The 15,978-nt window shown below is 72.0% G+C and carries 12 protein-coding genes and 3 tRNA genes; 10 read left to right on the forward strand and 5 right to left on the reverse strand.

Annotated features, from left to right (window positions below):
* Window positions 1-15 precede the first annotated feature (15 nt).
* Window positions 16-372 carry an MmcQ/YjbR family DNA-binding protein gene (locus ACSDR0_RS08965; protein ID WP_435288290.1) on the reverse strand — a complete coding sequence of 119 codons (357 nt, stop codon included), beginning with the start codon at window positions 370-372 and terminating at the stop codon, window positions 16-18.
* A 40-nt stretch (window positions 373-412) separates the two neighbouring features.
* On the opposite strand from ACSDR0_RS08965, the gene ACSDR0_RS08970 reads away from it, so the two are divergent.
* Complete coding sequence (locus tag ACSDR0_RS08970) at window positions 413-931, forward strand: DUF2087 domain-containing protein (RefSeq protein ID WP_435288291.1); 519 nt, start codon at window positions 413-415, stop codon at window positions 929-931.
* Between the two features lie 74 nt (window positions 932-1,005).
* Here ACSDR0_RS08970 and ACSDR0_RS08975 read toward each other — a convergent pair whose 3' ends face one another.
* The 4 genes from ACSDR0_RS08975 to dusB form a co-directional block, all read right to left on the reverse strand.
* The gene (locus tag ACSDR0_RS08975) at window positions 1,006-2,070 is read right to left on the reverse strand and encodes a sulfite oxidase (RefSeq protein WP_435288292.1); all 1,065 of its coding nucleotides are present in this window, start codon (window positions 2,068-2,070) and stop codon (window positions 1,006-1,008) included.
* Window positions 2,071-2,250: 180 nt separating this feature from the next.
* Complete coding sequence (locus ACSDR0_RS08980; RefSeq protein WP_435288293.1) at window positions 2,251-3,222, reverse strand: TAXI family TRAP transporter solute-binding subunit; 972 nt, start codon at window positions 3,220-3,222, stop codon at window positions 2,251-2,253.
* Complete coding sequence (locus tag ACSDR0_RS08985) at window positions 3,219-5,180, reverse strand: TRAP transporter permease (protein WP_435288294.1); 1,962 nt, start codon at window positions 5,178-5,180, stop codon at window positions 3,219-3,221. The genes ACSDR0_RS08980 and ACSDR0_RS08985 overlap by 4 nt, the downstream gene beginning before the upstream one ends.
* Window positions 5,181-5,489: 309 nt before the next feature.
* A complete protein-coding gene (dusB, locus tag ACSDR0_RS08990) occupies window positions 5,490-6,611 on the reverse strand; it encodes a tRNA dihydrouridine synthase DusB (protein ID WP_435288295.1) in 1,122 nt (373 codons plus the stop codon).
* A gap of 91 nt (window positions 6,612-6,702) precedes the next feature.
* Between dusB and ACSDR0_RS08995 the strand changes: the two genes are divergently transcribed.
* The 9 genes from ACSDR0_RS08995 (at window position 6,703) to ACSDR0_RS09035 (ending at window position 15,972) form a co-directional block, all read left to right on the forward strand.
* Entirely contained in the window at window positions 6,703-7,365 is a 663-nt protein-coding gene (locus tag ACSDR0_RS08995; RefSeq protein WP_435288296.1) for an amino acid-binding protein, read from the forward strand.
* A 154-nt stretch (window positions 7,366-7,519) separates the two neighbouring features.
* Window positions 7,520-7,591, forward strand: a tRNA-Gly gene (locus tag ACSDR0_RS09000).
* Window positions 7,592-7,616: 25 nt separating this feature from the next.
* Window positions 7,617-7,687 (forward strand) — tRNA-Cys (locus ACSDR0_RS09005).
* 17 nt (window positions 7,688-7,704) lie between these two features.
* Window positions 7,705-7,779, forward strand: a tRNA-Val gene (locus ACSDR0_RS09010).
* 423 nt (window positions 7,780-8,202) lie between these two features.
* Window positions 8,203-8,964, forward strand: coding sequence for a carboxypeptidase-like regulatory domain-containing protein (locus tag ACSDR0_RS09015; protein WP_435288297.1), 762 nt, complete (start codon window positions 8,203-8,205; stop codon window positions 8,962-8,964).
* Window positions 8,965-9,288: 324 nt separating this feature from the next.
* Entirely contained in the window at window positions 9,289-9,699 is a 411-nt protein-coding gene (locus tag ACSDR0_RS09020; RefSeq protein ID WP_435288298.1) for a hypothetical protein, read from the forward strand.
* Between the two features lie 31 nt (window positions 9,700-9,730).
* Window positions 9,731-12,697 carry a tetratricopeptide repeat protein gene (locus tag ACSDR0_RS09025; protein WP_435288299.1) on the forward strand — a complete coding sequence of 989 codons (2,967 nt, stop codon included), beginning with the start codon at window positions 9,731-9,733 and terminating at the stop codon, window positions 12,695-12,697.
* A 135-nt stretch (window positions 12,698-12,832) separates the two neighbouring features.
* On the forward strand, window positions 12,833-14,197 hold the full coding sequence (locus tag ACSDR0_RS09030; RefSeq protein WP_435288300.1) for an alkyl sulfatase dimerization domain-containing protein: 1,365 nt from the start codon (window positions 12,833-12,835) through the stop codon (window positions 14,195-14,197).
* 134 nt (window positions 14,198-14,331) lie between these two features.
* The gene (locus tag ACSDR0_RS09035; RefSeq protein WP_435288301.1) at window positions 14,332-15,972 is read left to right on the forward strand and encodes a DUF885 domain-containing protein; all 1,641 of its coding nucleotides are present in this window, start codon (window positions 14,332-14,334) and stop codon (window positions 15,970-15,972) included.
* Window positions 15,973-15,978: the final 6 nt, after the last annotated feature.

Consider the following 15,978-nt stretch of genomic DNA (forward strand, 5'->3'; position numbering starts at 1 on the left):
GGCGCCCGCCCCGCGTCAGGGGCGGGCCTCGAAGGAGGCGACCAGGCGGCGGGGGGCGGTCAGGCGCCACGCCTCGGTGACCAGCTCGGCCAGCTCCTGCGGATCGGCCCCGGCCAGCCGGACCGCCACCCACCCGAACCGGCCGCCGCTCCAGGAGGGCCCGAACACCTCGGGGTTCTCCGCGATCATGGCCTGCTGCTCCTCCCGGGTGGTCTTGACGTGCGCGGCGGCCTCGGCCTCCGAGAGATAGCAGAAGCCCTTGCCCCTGACCTTGACACCGGTCCACTGCTCCCTGCTGTCGTTCAGCTCCACCTCGGGCAGCGCCAACGCCATCCGCAGGAACTCCTCTGGGCTCACTCCCCGGCTGTCCATGGCCGCAGAAATATCAGACGGGACCGACAAGAATGGCGAGATGAGCGACGACGCGATCAGACAGGTGCTGGGCCTGCTGTACCAGGAAGACACGTTGAAGGTGCTGGCCGCCCTGGTGCTGGGCGGCAAGCCGGAGGAGGAGTCCGGCCTCGACAGGGAGGCCGTCAGGCGCGCGCTGGACCGCCTGGAACGCGGCGGGCTGGCCACGCGGGGAGAGGGCGGCGAGTGGGAGGCGCGGCGCGAGCGCTTCCGCGAGCTGCTGCACGCCACGGCCAGGCCCGCCACCCCGGCCTCCCCCGAGGAGAGGGTCCTGCAGTCCTTCCTCGTCGAGGGACGGTTACGGGCGATCCCCACCAAGCGCGACAAGCAGCTCGTGGTGCTCGACTACGTGGTCCAGGTCTTCGAACCGGGGGTCCGCTACTCCGAGAAGGAGGTCAACGTCGCGCTGCGCGCCTTCCACGACGACCACGCGGCGCTGCGCCGCTATCTCGTCGACGAGGGCATGCTCAGCAGGGAGAGCAACGTCTACTGGCGCAGCGGCGGCTCCGTCGAGGCCTGAGGGCGGGCGGCCGCGCCCCTCCCGTTCCTCAGGCACCCGGCCGGGTCCCGGAAGGCGCCCGGCGGCGTGTCCCCTCAGGGGACGCAGGTGACGCGGACCCGGGACCACGAGTTGTTGGCGTACCCCTTGGGATTCCACAGGGACCGGGCCGATTCCGGCTGGGTGGCCCCGGTGCTGTCCCAGGCGCGGGCGGTGATCACGGTTTCGCCCTCCCCCAGATCGGCGGTGGTGTGCCAGTGCCGCCACGCCCAGGGACCCACCTGCTCGCCGAGATCCGCCTGGACCCAGGTGTCGCCCCCGTCGAGGGAGACGTCGACGCGGGCGACGGTACGGCCGTCTCCGGCGTAGGCGTAGCCGGTGATCCGCGTGAGGCCGGGCCGCACGCGGGCACCGTCGCCGGGGCTCAGGATGGCGGTGTTGAGGACGACGGGCCCCAGGGAGATGCCGTCACCGGGTCCGGCCTTGGCGGGGTCGGCCTCGGCGGGCAGGAGACGGTAGGCGGTGGCCTGGAAGTAGTTGTCCGACGGCCCCTCCTGGGCGGTGACGCGCTGGAGCCATTTGACGCTGCGGGCGCCGATCCAGCCGGGGACGACGACGCGGAGCGGGGCGCCGTGGGCCCGGGGCAGCGGCCGGTCGTTCATGGCCCAGGCCAGCAGGACCTCCCCGCCGACGGCCTTGGCGACGGGTACGGAGCCGCCGTAGGGCTGGGGCGGATCGGCGAGGTCGGAGACGTCGGGAGCGGCGAAGGCGATGTGCGCCGCCCTGGGGAGCAGCCCGGCACGGGCGAGGACCTCGGCCAGGCCGACACCGCTCCAGCGGGCGGTGGAGATCGCGCCGCACCCCCAGGGATCCTCACCGGGAATGTCGCGGACCTCGGCCAGACCGGCGCGGCGGTTGCCCGCGCACTGCAGGGTCGCCACCAGGGTGCGCTCGGGAAACCCGGAACGCAGGTCCTCCAGGGACAGCGTCAGCGGGCGCTCGACGAGGCCGTCCACGGTCAGGCGCCAGGACCCCGGATCCAGATCGGGGATGGGGCCGTGGTTGCGGCTGTAGAAGGTGTCGAGCGGGGTGAGGATGTGATCGGCCAGCGCGCGCGGCGGAGCCTCGGCGTTGTACGGCTCGGTCCCGTGGACCACCATGTCATCTCGTTTGCCCCACGTGTTCACATGATTCGGAATACCCGGGAACGGGGGGACGACACGACTTCCGGCAGAGACGGGAGACGAGCATGGGACTCCCGGTGTCGCGCGCCGCGCGGCACGCGACACCGGAAGCTCAAGACACCGGAAGCGTGAGGCGCCGGAAGCGTGAGGCGCCGATCAGCCGTAGTACTTCTTCGCGCCGTCGTGCAGGGGCACCGGTTCGGTCTTCTGGGCGTTGTCGCGGGTGATGTCCTTGGCCGCGGGGTGGACCTTCTCCAGATCCGCCTTGTGGTCGAAGAGCAGCTTCGTCAGGCTCCCGGCCAGGGCGGGGTCCATCTTCTCGTTCACGACGAGCAGGTTGGGCACCGAGATCGTGGACACGTCGGCCGCGGTCTCGTAGACGTCCTTGGCGATCGTGCCCGCGGCGTACACCTGACCGTGCTCGGCCCGCATCGCGGGCAGCACCCCGTCCAGCGGGACGAAGGCGACCCGGTCCTTGAGCGAGGTCAGCAGGTCGGTGAGGCCCGGCGTGGGCAGCCCGCCCGACCAGACCAGGGCGTCGAGGTCGCCGTCCTTGACGGCCTGCACGCTCTCGGGCAGGCCCAGCGACTGGCGGGTGACGTCCTTGTCAGGGTCGAGACCGGCGGCCTTCAGCAGGCGCAGCGCGATCACCTCGGTGCCGGAGTTGGGCGAGCCGGTGGAGACCCGCTTGCCCTTGAGGTCGGCGACGGACTTCACTCCTGAGCCGACGGTGGCGACCACCTGGGTGTAGTTGTCGTACAGGCGGGCGACGGCGCGGATCGGCTGGGGCGCGGTGAAGGCGCCCTTGCCCGCGACGGCGTCGGCGGCGGAGTCGGCGAGGGTGAAGGCGATGTCGGAGTCGCCCCTGACGACCCGCTGGATGTTCTCCACCGAGGCGCCGGTCGCCTCGGCCGTGGCCTGGTAGCCGGGGAGGTTCTTGCCGATCTGGTCGGCCAGGCCCCCGCCGAGGACGTAGTAGACGCCGGTGGTGTTGCCGGTGGCGATCGACAGCCGCTTGCCCGCGGCGCCGCTCTGGCCCGCGCTCCGTTCGGCCGACCGGTCGCCGCCGCAACCGGTGAGGAACAGGACCCCCGCCGCCAGCAGGACGGCCACGCGTTTGACGGTCAATGCAGTGCCTCTCGTTTGCGCATCACCAGATGGAGGGAGACGGCCACGACCAGAAGAGCCGCCCCGGCGAGGGCGGGCAGGGGTGACAGGAACAGCAGCAGCACCGCCGCCACCGCGCACAGCACCCGCTCGACGGGCCCGGCCCGGCCGAGCAGCCGCCCGCCGGTGGCGGCGGCCAGCGCGGCGACCGCCAGCGCCGAGACCCCCGTGGCCGCCAGGATCTCCCCGGCCGTGCCCTGGGCCAGCAGCCCGGCCCCGCCGGGGGTCAGCACGAAGGCGAACGGCACCAGGAACGCGGGCAGCGTGTACTTCCAGGCCGCCATCATGGTCCGGTAGGCGTTGCCCCCGGTGATCGCCGACGCCGCGAAGGCCGACAGCGCCGTGGGCGGGCTGACCTCCGACAGCACGGCGTAGTAGAAGATGAACATGTACGCCTCGGCCTGGCTGACGCCGAGATCCGTCAGCGCGGGCCCGATGATGACCGCCGCGATGACGAACGACGCGGTCACCGGCACGGCGAGGCCGAGCACGAGCACCGCGACCGCGCACAGCAGCGCGGTGACGGCCAGGATCCCGCCCGAGGCCCCGACGATCAGCGAGCTCGCCTTGAGGCCGAGACCGGTGAGCGTGACGACGGCGACGATCAGCCCGGCGGCGGCGCAGGTCACCGCGACCGGCAGCACCCCGGTCGTCCCCGCCGCCAGGGCCCTCGCCGCCCGGCGCGGGGTGAGGGCGTGCTCCCTGTCGAGGAAGGAGAGCGCGACGGCCAGCAGGGTGGCGTACACCACGGCGCGGAACGGCGACTGGCCCAGCGCCATCAGGACGACGATCACGAAGAGCGAGCTGAAGTGGTAGCCGAACCGCCTGACCAGCGGCCAGAACCTCGGCGCGTCCACCTCGACCGCCCGCGTCCCGTATTTGCGGGCGTCGATCTCGATGGCCAGGAAGATGCCCAGGTAGTAAAGGACCGTGGGAATGGTGGCGTACAGCAGCACCGTGAGATAGCTGACCCGCATGTACTCGGCGATGATGAACGCCGCCGCGCCGAGCGTGGGAGGCGACAGGATCGCCCCGATGCCCGCCGCCGCGAGCACTCCCCCGCCCTGCTCCGGCGGGTATCCCGCCCTGCGCAGGATCGGCCAGGCGACGCTGCCCACGCTCACCGTCGTCGCGACGCCCGAGCCGCTGACCGTGCCGAGCAGGAACCCGGCGAGGGTGACCGTACGGCCCGGCGCGGAGCGCGAGCGGCGGAACGCGGCCAGGGAGACGTCCACGAAGAACCTGCCCGCGCCGGAGTGGTCGAGGACCGCGCCGTAGACGGTGAACAGGATGATGTAGGTGGCCGCCACGTCGAGCGGCACCCCGTACACGCCGTCGGTGCCCATCACGAACGAGACGACGATCCGGTCGATGTCGTAGCCGCGGTGCCCGATGACCCAGTCGAAGGGCAGGTAGCCGCCGTAGTAGGCGTAGAGGGCGAACGCGACGCAGACCGCGGGCAGGATCCACCCGACGGTGCGGCGGCAGGCCTCCAGGACCAGCAGCACGATGACCGCACCGGCCACCACGTCGAGGGTCGTCGGCTCGAAGGCGCGCCGGATGAAGTCGTCGAAGACCACCAGCGGATAGAGGCAGGCCGCGAGCGCCAGCAGGGCCGCCGCCCAGTCCACGACGCCCGGCCGGTCGGCGCCCCGCCGTCCCGGCTTGTAGCAGAGGAAGGTGAGCGGCAGCACGACCGCGAGGAAGATCATCCGGTACGGGAGCACGGCACCGGGCCGGAAGGCCCGGTACAGGACGTAGAGCGACAGGCCGAGGGCAACCAGCGTGACGGCCCGGGCCACCCAGCCCGAGAGCCGGCGGGCGGGTCGTTCCGCGTCGAACTCCGCGATCAACTCGTCCGCCGACGCGGTGCCCGTTGTCGTACCGTCCGCTGATCCCGCCGATGTGGTGCCCGTCAAAGCGCCGTCTCCACGTGTGAGCCGCGACCTTTGACCGCAGATTACATAGATCGCTGACGCCCGTCCGTCAGGACGCGGTCACATTCGCGTCACACCTGCCGCGCGGGACGCACCGGCCCTCGCGGAACGCACGAAGAGAGCGAAATGTCCGGAGCGGCGGGCCGAAACCGGAGTGACCAGGAAGGAAACGGGGGCGAGAGGCCCCCGGGACCGCCTCGACGCCGCCGGCCGCCCGAGGCGCCGGTGTCGGTGCCGACGCCAACCGTCCGAGACGTCGGTCCCGGCGGGCCGCCCCAGGTCTCGGTGTCGTCAGCCGCCCGAGGTGTCGGTCTCGGCGTCGGCGCCGGGAACCGCGAGGTCGTAGGGGTCGTCCAGCCATCCGGCGGGCAGGTGAACGCGGTCGCGCGGGTTGGTCTTGCCCCGGGGGGTGTCAACGCCGTCAGGCCACGGCTGGTCGGGGTCGAGCTCGGCGAGGCCCTCGCGCAGGCCGGACAGGCTCTCCGAGGTGGCCAGGCGGCGGCGGAGTTCGGCACCGACGGTGAAGCCCTTGAGATACCAGCCGACGTGCTTGCGGAAGTCGACCACGGCGTGCCGCTCGCTCTCGAAGCACTCGGCCATCAGGGTGGCGTGCCGGTCCATGGTCGCGGCGACCTCGCCCAGCAGGGGGCGGCTTCGCTCGTCGCCGCCCTCGCACATGGCCGCCAGGTCCGCGAACAGCCACGGGCGCCCCAGGCAGCCACGGCCCACGACGACGCCGTCACAACCGGTCTCGTCCATCATGCGGCGCGCGTCGGCGGCGCTCCAGATGTCGCCGTTGCCGAGGACCGGGATCTCCGTCACGCTCTCCTTGAGCCGCGCGATCGCCTCCCAGTCGGCGGTGCCGCCGTAGTGCTGGATCGCGGTGCGGCCGTGCAGCGCGATCGCGGAGACGCCCTCCTCGACGGCGATCCGCCCGGCGTCCAGGTAGGTCAGGTGGTCGTCGTCGATGCCCTTGCGCATCTTCACGGTCACCGGCAGCGTCCCCGCGTTGCCGACGGCCTCGCGCAGGATCGCCCGGAACAGGTTCCGCTTGTACGGCAGCGCGGAGCCGCCGCCCTTGCGGGTCACCTTGGGCACCGGGCAGCCGAAGTTGAGGTCGACGTGGTCGGCCAGGTCCTCCTCGGCGATCATGCGGACGGCCCTGCCGACGGTCACCGGGTCGATCCCGTACAGCTGGATGCTGCGGGGGCTCTCCTCGGGCTCGAACCGGATCATCTTGAAGGTCTTGGGGTTGCGCTCCACCAGCGCCCGCGTCGTGATCATCTCGCAGACGAACAACCCGCCGCCCTGCTCCCGGCAGAGCGTACGGAACGGCGCGTTGGTGATCCCGGCCATCGGGGCGAGGACGACCGGCGGCCATACCTCCAGTGATCCCAGCTTCAACGACTCCACCTGGCTTTTCTACCGCACCGCGACGAGCAGGACGAATCATCGCTGGGTATGGTGTCACTGGTGTAGATCAACGTGACACGGGAGGCCGCGGATGCTGCTGCGACTGCGGATCGCACTGCCCGACCAGCCGGGCTCCCTGGGGAAGGTCACCCGTGTCCTCGGTGTCGCGGGCGCGGACATCACGCAGGTGGTCGTCCTCGAACGCGGCGAGGGCCGGGCACTGGACGACATCACCGTCTACTGGCCCGACTCCGCCGCCAGGGAAAGCCTGGTCGAGGGGCTGGAGAGCGTCCCGGGGGTGAGGATCGAGGGCATCTGGGGCACGCGCGAGGCGCCGGGGACCTACCCGGAGCTGGAGATCCTCAAATACATCACCACCGCGGGCGACCGCGCCCTGGCCACCCTGATCGACTCCATGCCCGTGCTGTTCAGCGCCGACTGGGCGGCGGCGGCGACCGAGAAGCCCCCTCGCGCGGTCGTCCACTCCAGCTGGCGCGCCCCCGAGCAGGTGCCCTTCCCCGACGAGACCCCCATCCGCCCCACGGCCTTCACCCTTGACTCCGGCCTGCACGTGATCGCCGCCCCGCTGCCCCCGCTGGCCCTGACCTTCCTGCTGGCCCGCGCCGACGGCCCCGCCTTCCACCGCATCGAGGTGCACCGCCTCACCCGCATCCTGGAGATCTTCCTCACCCTGCCCGCCGTGGAGCGCGTCGTCACCCGCCAGCTGCGCCGCCCGGCCGAGCAGGACGGCTGAACGCCCGCCCGGCCGGACCTCGCCGCAGGGGTGTCGGCGGGCGGATTCGCGCGACGGGCACGGGGCCGGCGGCTGAACGCGCGGTTACGCAACCGCTGGGAAAACCCGCTAGAGTTCTCTCGTCGCCACCGGGTACGAAACCCGGGGGAAACACGCGGAAGTGGCTCAGTGGTAGAGCATCACCTTGCCAAGGTGAGGGTCGCGGGTTCGAATCCCGTCTTCCGCTCGAAGGGTCTTCGGGCTCTCACTCCGGTGGAGTGGCCGAGAGGCGAGGCAACGGCCTGCAAAGCCGTCTACACGGGTTCAAATCCCGTCTCCACCTCTGGTCTTTCCCCATGCGGACGATTAGCTCAGCGGGAGAGCACTTCCCTGACACGGAAGGGGTCACAGGTTCAATCCCTGTATCGTCCACCACGCTCCACAGCAGATCAGGTCTGACCTGCTCTAACGGGAGACAAAGCCCCAGCTCGCGGCACATGTCGAGAGTCTGGGGCTTCTTGTTGTTCCGGGTCGTTCAGGATGATTGTCAGCACCGGTGCCGACGTTGTCCGGTGCGCCTACCCCGGCCCAGGCGGCACACCCTTGTTCCAACACCCCTGCTCTGTCGACACAGCGGCGCCACAGAAACGAACTTTTCGCCCTTTTTGCTGACAAAACAGCCTGTCGTCCTCCGAGGTCGCACGCGGGTGTCCGTCGACGACCGGCGGCCCGTTCACGGTCCCCCCAGCCGGCGGGCTGGTCAGGCCAGGTGTGGTTCGATCGCCCGTTCCAAGTCGGTTGCAAGATCGTTCGTCTAGCGTGACCGGTGTGCGAGGAGTGATTGCCGCGGGTGTTCTCATGGTGGCTTTGAGCGGCTGCGCGAGCGAAGGCGGGGAGCGGATGACGGGTACGGTCGACACCGGGCGGGAGACCGCCGCGGAGCGGAAGGCCGGAGTGGGGCAGCCGGAGGCCGGGGTCCTCAAGGGCCGGGTCGTCGACGGGGCGGGCAGGCCCGTCGCGGACGCGGAGATCGTCGCCGACAACCAGCTCATCCACAACAGCAACCTGGTCGTGACAACGGACAAGGACGGCCACTACCGGGTGAGCACCGACGTCGCCGCGGCCACATTCCGGGTGACCGGCACCGTGACCCGCCGCTTCGAGGACCGCGCCTACACGATGGAGCTGACCCCCCACGACGACGCCTCCTTCGCCGGTTCGGACGGCGCGATCCGCGACTTCACCTGGCGGCTCACCGGTGAGCGGTCCGACGGGCTGGGCTTCTACGGCAGCATGGTTCTTTTCCATCTGGAGTCCTACGATCCGCAGAACCCGGAGACCTTCCTGAACGACGAGGACGTCACGCTCACCCTGACCCCGCAGGGGCCGCTGATCGACGGCTCGGCCGGTGAGGTCATCGTCCGCCGGGCCGAGCGCGGTGGCGACGGCGCGGGCGTGCTGGACGTGCCCATCGGCCGCTACCGGATCACCGCCGAGCACCTGGGACGCCCCCTGCGCATCCGGCTCCGCGACACCGGCGAGTACGGCGAGGCCGTCGTCACCGGCTTCGAGCGCTTCCTGTCGACCGTCCACCGCATCCAGCTCGACCTCAAACCCTAGCCTCGCGCTCCGCGGCGAGGTCCCGCCGGTCCCGGGACCACTCGCCGTCGTCCATGCCCGGACCGGAGGCGACCCGGTTGGCGAACACCGAGCCGATCACCACCGCCCCGTCCGGTTCGGAGCGGGGCCTTCGGCGGCGCTTCTCCGGGTGGTGACGGTCCCGGCCGGTGGCCGGGCTCCGCTGCGGAAGGACCCGAAGACCGCCGGCGACGACAAAGCCGGGGAACCCCGCGCGCCCGCGCCGGGTCCGGCGGCGCCGCCGGCGCATTGACGCACCGCTCGGCAGAGGTCACCCTGGGTTAAGGGCGAGAGCGGGTGGTGTGCGTGGATCCGATAACAGCGGCGATCGTGGCGGCCGTCGCGGCCGGGCTGTCCAGCGGGGTGCGAAATGCCGGGGAGAACCTGCTCAGCGACTCCTACCAGGCGCTGAAGGGGCTGCTCAAGCGGAAGTTCGGCGCGGAGAGCAAGGTGGCTCGCGCGGTGGACGAGCTGGAGGAACGGCCCGACTCGGCCCCTCGCAAGGACGTGCTGGCCGAGGAGGTCGAAGCCAGCGGGGCGGGCGCGGACGCCGAGGTGGTGGCCGCGGCGCGGCGGCTGCTCGACCATTTGCGTGCCCAGCCGGGCGGCGAGGCGCACGTGCAGCACGCCGTCGGCAGCTACATCGCGCAGGCCGACCGGTCGGGCAGGGCGGAGGTGCGGGTCAACCAGCCACCGGAGCCGCCGCAGCCGGCGTAGGGGGTGGCCGGCATGGCGTGGAGGGAGTCGGATGTCCGAGGACACCAACGTGGCCGTCCCCGGCACGGGACCACCGGGGGCAGGCGCCGGGGTGCTGCAGAAGGCCGTCGGCGACCACATCGCGCAGGCCGGGCCTGGCGGCACGGCGATGGTGATCAGCTACACGTACGTGCCGCCGCAGCCGGTCGACGCGGCCACCAGCCTGGCGGCCACGCGCCGCTTCGGCGACCTGCCGATCGAGGGTGTGCCCGAGGCCGGGCCGCTGCCGCCCGGATCCCGGATGCCGCTCAGCCCCAACCCGCTGTTCGTCGGCCGCTCGGGGGAGCTGGTCGAGCTGGCGGCCGCCTTGGCGGGCGGCGCGCGGGTGGTGGCGTTGAGCGGGCTGGGCGGGCTGGGCAAGACGCAGCTCGCCTGCGAGTTCGCCCATCGGTACGGGCGCTGGTTCGCCGGCGGCGTCTTCTGGCTGACCTTCGACAAGCCGAGCGGCATCCCGGCCGAGATCGCGTCCTGTGGCGGGCCGGGCGGGCTCCAGCTGCGTCCCGACTTCACCACGCTCAGCATGGAGGACCAGGTTCGCCTGGTGCTGGCGGCCTGGCAGAGCGAGCTGCCCCGCCTGCTGGTGTTCGACAACTGCGACGACGACGGGCTGCTGGCCGCCTGGCGCCCGCCGACCGGCGGGTGCCGCGTGCTGGTCACCTCACGCCGGGACGAATGGGACCCGGTGCTCGGAGTGCGGCCGTTGCGGCTGGGCGTGCTGCGGCGCGGCGAGAGCGTGAAGCTGGTGCGCGGAACCCGCGACGATCTGACCGACGAGGACACCGACCTGCACGCGATCGCCATGGAACTGGGCGACCTGCCACTGGCCCTGCACCTGGCGGGCAGCTTCCTGACCCGGTACCGGGCGGTTCTCCGGCCCTCCGCCTACCTGGCGCAACTGCGTCAGTCCGATGACCTGCTCGCGCACGCGTCGCTGCGCAGCGCCGGCATCTCCCCCACCCGCCACGGCCAGAACGTCGTCAAGACGTTCGGCATCACCTACGCGCGGCTGGACCCGGCCGACCCGGTGGACGCGCTGGCACTGTCGCTACTCGGCAGTGCCGCGATCATGGCGCCCGGCGAGAGCGTCCCGCGTACCCTGCTGACGGCCATCGCCGGGGCCGCCCCGGACGACCTGGACGCCACGATGCGCGTCGAGGACGCCCTGCGGCGGCTGCTCGAACTGGGGCTGGTCGAAGGCGAGCCCGGCGGGATACGGCTGCACCGGCTTCTGGCCTCGTTCGTGCGCGCCCGGCCGGGGGCCGACGACGTGCGCGAGACGGTGGAGGACGCGCTCGTACAGATCTTCGCCCGCCTCCAGGAGAACGAGGACCTGCCGGAGGAGGCGCCGCTCCTGCCGCACCTGCGGGCCGTGACCGACGCCGCGGCGGCGGCGCGCACCGACTTCAACGTGGCCTCGCTGTGCAACACGCTCGGCTCCCACCTTCGCCGCAGCGGCGACGTCGGCGGAGCGATCCCCTACTTCGAGGCCTCGCTGGCCGTCATCGAGTCGCTGCTCGGGAAGGGCCACCCCATGACGGCGCGGCCCACGAACGATCTCGGTCAGGCGCTCATGCAAAACGGCGACCTGCTGCGCGCCCGTACTCATCTGGAGTCCGCCGTGCCGCTCTGGCAGCGGCTCGGCGACGACGCGAACCTGGCGGCGACGTTGGACAACCTCGGGCAGCTCGCGCAGGCGGAAGGCGACATGGTCGAGGCGCGCCGGTTCTTCTCGGAGGCGCTCGACATCCGGCAGCGGGTGCTCGGCCCGGCGCATCCTCGCACGTCCATCTCCATGAACAACCTGGGGAGGCTCCTGCTCGAACTGGGCGACCTCGACGAGGCCAGGACCTACCTGGAGCAGGCCCTGCGCATGAGGCTGCGGGAGCTCGGCCAAGATCACCTCTTCTCGGCGATCGGCTGGAAGAACCTCGGCGATCTGTACCTCACCCTCGGCGACCTGCCCGCCGCCCAGGAGTGCATGGAGCGCGCGCTGCCCGTCTTCGAGCGGCGGCGCGGCCGAAACCACCCCTCGGTGCTGAGCGTGCTCTCGGTCCTGCACGTCATCGCGCTGGACCGCGACGACCGCGTACGGGCCGAGGAACTGCGGCGGCGGTCGGAGTCCATCCAGCGGACGCTGGCCGGGCACAGCCTGTCGGCCGCGAGCACGACGCTCAACAACATCGGGTACAGCTTCTGGGTACGCGGCGACTACACGATGGCCGAGCGCCGTTACAGCGACGCGCTGGCCCTGGAGGAGCAGGCGCAGGGGCCGTTCAGTCCCGCACTGGCGACCACGCTCAACAATCTCGGCATGATCGAGGAACGCAAGGGCGACTACGCCGGGGCCGCCGGGCTCTACGAGCGGGCCCTGGCGATCCAGGAGCGGGCCGGCCGGTACGGGCACGAGCTGACCGGCCGCATTCTCAACAACCGGGGCGTGACGCTGCGCCGCCTCGGATGCCTGACCGAGGCGCGGGCGTGTCTCGAAGCGGCGCTCGCCGTCCGGTCCAAGGCGCTCGGCCGCGGCCATGTCAACATCGGCGTCACCCTGATCAACCTGGGCGCGGTCCGCCACGACCAGGGCGAGGCGGAGCAGGGCCGCGCTCTCGTCGAGGAGGGCCTGGGCATCTGCCTTCGGCGGGGCGGCGACAGCCATGTGACGGTGGCACGCGGATACCACGAGCTGGGCTGCCTGCTACTGGCGGAGGGGGACACCGAGGCCGCGAGGGAGTGCTTGACGCGGGCCCTGGCCATCCGGCGGCAGGTCCTGGCCACCGGGCACTGCGACGTGGGCGAGACACTGGTCGAGCTCGGGTCGCTGGCCCTGCGCACAAGGGATGAGGCGGAGGCCGGGCGCCGTCTCACGGAGGCGCTGGCCATCTTCGATTCGTGCCTCGGACCGGACAGCCCGCGTACGTGCGACGCCCGCGACAGGCTCGCGCCGCTCGCCCGTGATTGACCCCGAACCGGCCGGCGAGTGCACGGGCTGAGCGGCCGGTCACCGCGGATCGCGGGTCCGGTGGTCCGCGCCGGCGGCTCTTCGCCGGGTTGAATCACCGGCGAATGGTGACATATACGGTGTCGCTCGGCTGGAATGAGCTTGTTCTCCGAGAACCGCATCGATCCCGGGCGGCTGAGGACGCGGCATCCGGGCGCGGGCACCGGCCGGAACGCGGCGGAAGACGTCGAGGAAAGGCCGGCCTCCATGGACATCACCGAGTACGCCGACACCGTGTGGCGGGGCGAGGTCTCCGACAGCATCGTGCACACGGGGCTCGCCGGGCAGGGTTTCGTGGAGATCGTCGACGGGGTGGGCTTCCGCAGCGGCTTCGGCAACGTGATCGCGCTGCGACACGCCGGGGAGGTGACCCTGTTCGACACGGGCAACCCCTTCGACGCGGACAGGCTCCACACCGAGCTGCGGGCCTGGACCGACGAGCCGGTGACCGCCGCGATCTACTCCCACGGGCACATCGACCACGTCTCGGGCGTCGGCCCGTTCGACGCGGAGGCCGACACGGCGCGGCGGCCCCGGCCTACGGTGGTGGGGCACGAGGCGGTCGCCGTCCGCTTCGAGCGCTACGTGCTGACGAACGGCTACAACGCCGTGATCAACCGGCGGCAGTTCCAGGCTCCCGACCTGACCTGGCCCACCGAGTACCGCCACCCCGACGTGGCCTACCGCGACGTGCTGTCACTCGGCCACGTCGACCTCTTCCACGCCAAGGGCGAGACCGACGACGCGAGCGTCGGCTGGGTGCCCTCGCACCGCATCCTGCTGCCGGGCGACCTGTTCATCTGGGTGACCCCCAACTGCGGCAACCCGCAGAAGGCGCAGCGCTACCCGCGCGAGTGGGCGATCGCGCTGCGCAGGATGGTCGAGCTGCGGCCGGAGATCATGCTGCCCAGCCACGGCGCCCCGATCTTCGGCGCCGACAGGGTCGAGCAGGCGCTGACCGAGACGGCCGAGTGGCTGGAGTTCATGGTCGAGCGCACCCTGGAGATGCTCAACGAGGGCGCCAGGCTGGACGACATCGTGCGCGCCGTGCGGCCTCCGGCGCGTCTGGCGGAGCGACCCTACCTGCGCCCGCACTACGACGAGCCGGAGTTCGTGGTGCGCAACATCTGGCGGCTGTACGGCGGCTGGTACGACGGCAACCCGGCCCGCCTCAAGCCCGCGCCCGACGCCGATCTGGCCGTGGCGGTGGCGAAGCTGGCCGGAGGCGCGGGAAGGCTGGGCGAGGCCGCGCTGGAGGCGCTGGCCTCGGGAGACCAGCGGCTTGCGGGGCACCTGGCCGAGATGGCCGTGCAGGCCGCACCGGACGACGCGGCACTGCACAGGGTGCGGGCCGAGGTGTTCGCCGCCAGAGCGGAGTCGGAGGCGTCGCTGATGGCGAAGGGCGTGTTCGGCTGGGCGGCCGAGGAGTCACGCAGGGCCGCGGGAGAGGCCCCGGCCTGACCTCCTGTCTCCGACTCCGGCACGGGCGGGCTCCCGGGTGCGGGCGCGCCCTCGCGGCGCCGGGTTTCCGGACGTCAGGGGGCTCGATAGCGAAAGAATAGGGGGCGGATGCCGGGCCGTCCTACGTTCCGGACATGAGCACTCCGATCTTTGCGCTTTGCGATGAGTACGTCACCCGCTGGGCGGCGCTCGACCCGATCGCGGCAGGTGCCGAAGGCATCGTGTCCGACTTCGTGGCCGCCACCGACCACAGCCCGGCCGGGAGCGCCGCCCGGTCCGAGCTGATCCGTTCGACGCTGAAGCGTCTCGACGAGCTGGTCCCGACCGGTGAGCCGGACGTCAGGGCGGCCACCCACCTGCGGGAGCGGCTGGAGGCCGAGCTCGCCTGGCACGACACGGGCGAGCCGCTCCGCTGGGTGGCGGCGCCGTACGGGCTGCCCTACCGGGTGCGCTCCAGCGTCGTCCTCCTCCCCCATGGCAACGACGACGAGTGGCGCGACGTCGCCGCCCGTCTGGCGGCGATCCCGGAGATGCTCTCCGGGTGGAGGGAGAGCCTGGAGGCCGGCCTGAAGACGGGCCTGCGGGGCGCCCGCAGGCAGGCGCTGGCCATGGCGGACCAGGCCGACCAGTTCGCCGGTGCCGGCGGGACTCCCCCGGCGCACGACGCCTTCGTCGCCACCTACGGAGAGGGCCCGGTCAAGGAGGAGCTGCTCGAGGCGGCCGCGGCGGCCCACGCCGCCTACGCCTCCGCGGGGCGCTACCTGCGCGAGGAGTACGCGCCCCGGGCGAGCGAGGCCGACGCGGTGGGCCCCGAGCGCTACGCGGTCGCCGCCAGGATCAGCCTGGGCGCCGACATCGACCTGCGCGAGGCGTACGAGTGGGGCTGGGCGGAACTGGAGCGCATCGGGGCCGAGACGGCCGCCGAGGTCGAGCGGATCAAGCCGGGCGCGACCATCGAGGAGGCGACCGCGATCCTCAACGAGACCCAGGCGGTCGACTCCCTGGAGGAGTACCAGGCCTGGCTGCAGGAGCGTCACGACTGGGCGGTCAAGCAGCTGCACGGCACGCACTTCGACATCCCCGAGCCGCTGCGGCTCATCGTGGCCGAGGTCGACGTGAGCTCCACGTCCGGCGCGGCCTCCTACAACGCGCCCAGCGAGGACCTGTCGCGGCCCGGCCGCACCCTGTGGCCGGTCGGCGGGCGGACCCGCTTCGCCACCTGGACCGAGCTGACCACGATCTTCCACGAGGGCGTTCCCGGCCACCACCTGCAGTTCGGCGCGATGCGCATGGCGGGGGACACCCTGTCCAGGTTCGCCAAGGTCTCCTGGGTGGACGGCCACGGCGAGGGGTGGGGTCTGTACGCCGAGCGGCTGGCCGACGAGCTGGGCTGGTTCACCGACCCGGGCACCCGGCTGGGCATGCTCAACTGGTCGGCCCTGCGTGCCGCCCGGGTGGTCATAGACCTGGGCGTACACCTCGACCTGCCACTGCCCGACGGCTCGAAGTGGACCTTCGAGAAGGCCTGCGAGGTGCTGCGCGACCAGGGCCGCTGCGAGCCGCACCGGGTCGAGGCCGAGGTGGTGCGCTACTTCGGCTGGCCCTCCCAGGCCATCTCCTACAAGCTGGGCGAGCGGGCGTGGGTGCAGGCCCGCGAGGAGGCCAGGCTGCGCCTGGGTGACGCCTTCGACCTGCGTGCCTGGCACACCGCCGCGCTGGAGCTGGGGCCGGTCGGCCTGTCCAGCCTGGCGGAGGCCCTGCGCCGCATCTGCTGAGCACCG

It is taken from the genome of Streptosporangium sp. G11, assembly GCF_051192615.1.
In the GTDB taxonomy this organism is placed as follows: Bacteria; Actinomycetota; Actinomycetes; order Streptosporangiales; family Streptosporangiaceae; genus Streptosporangium.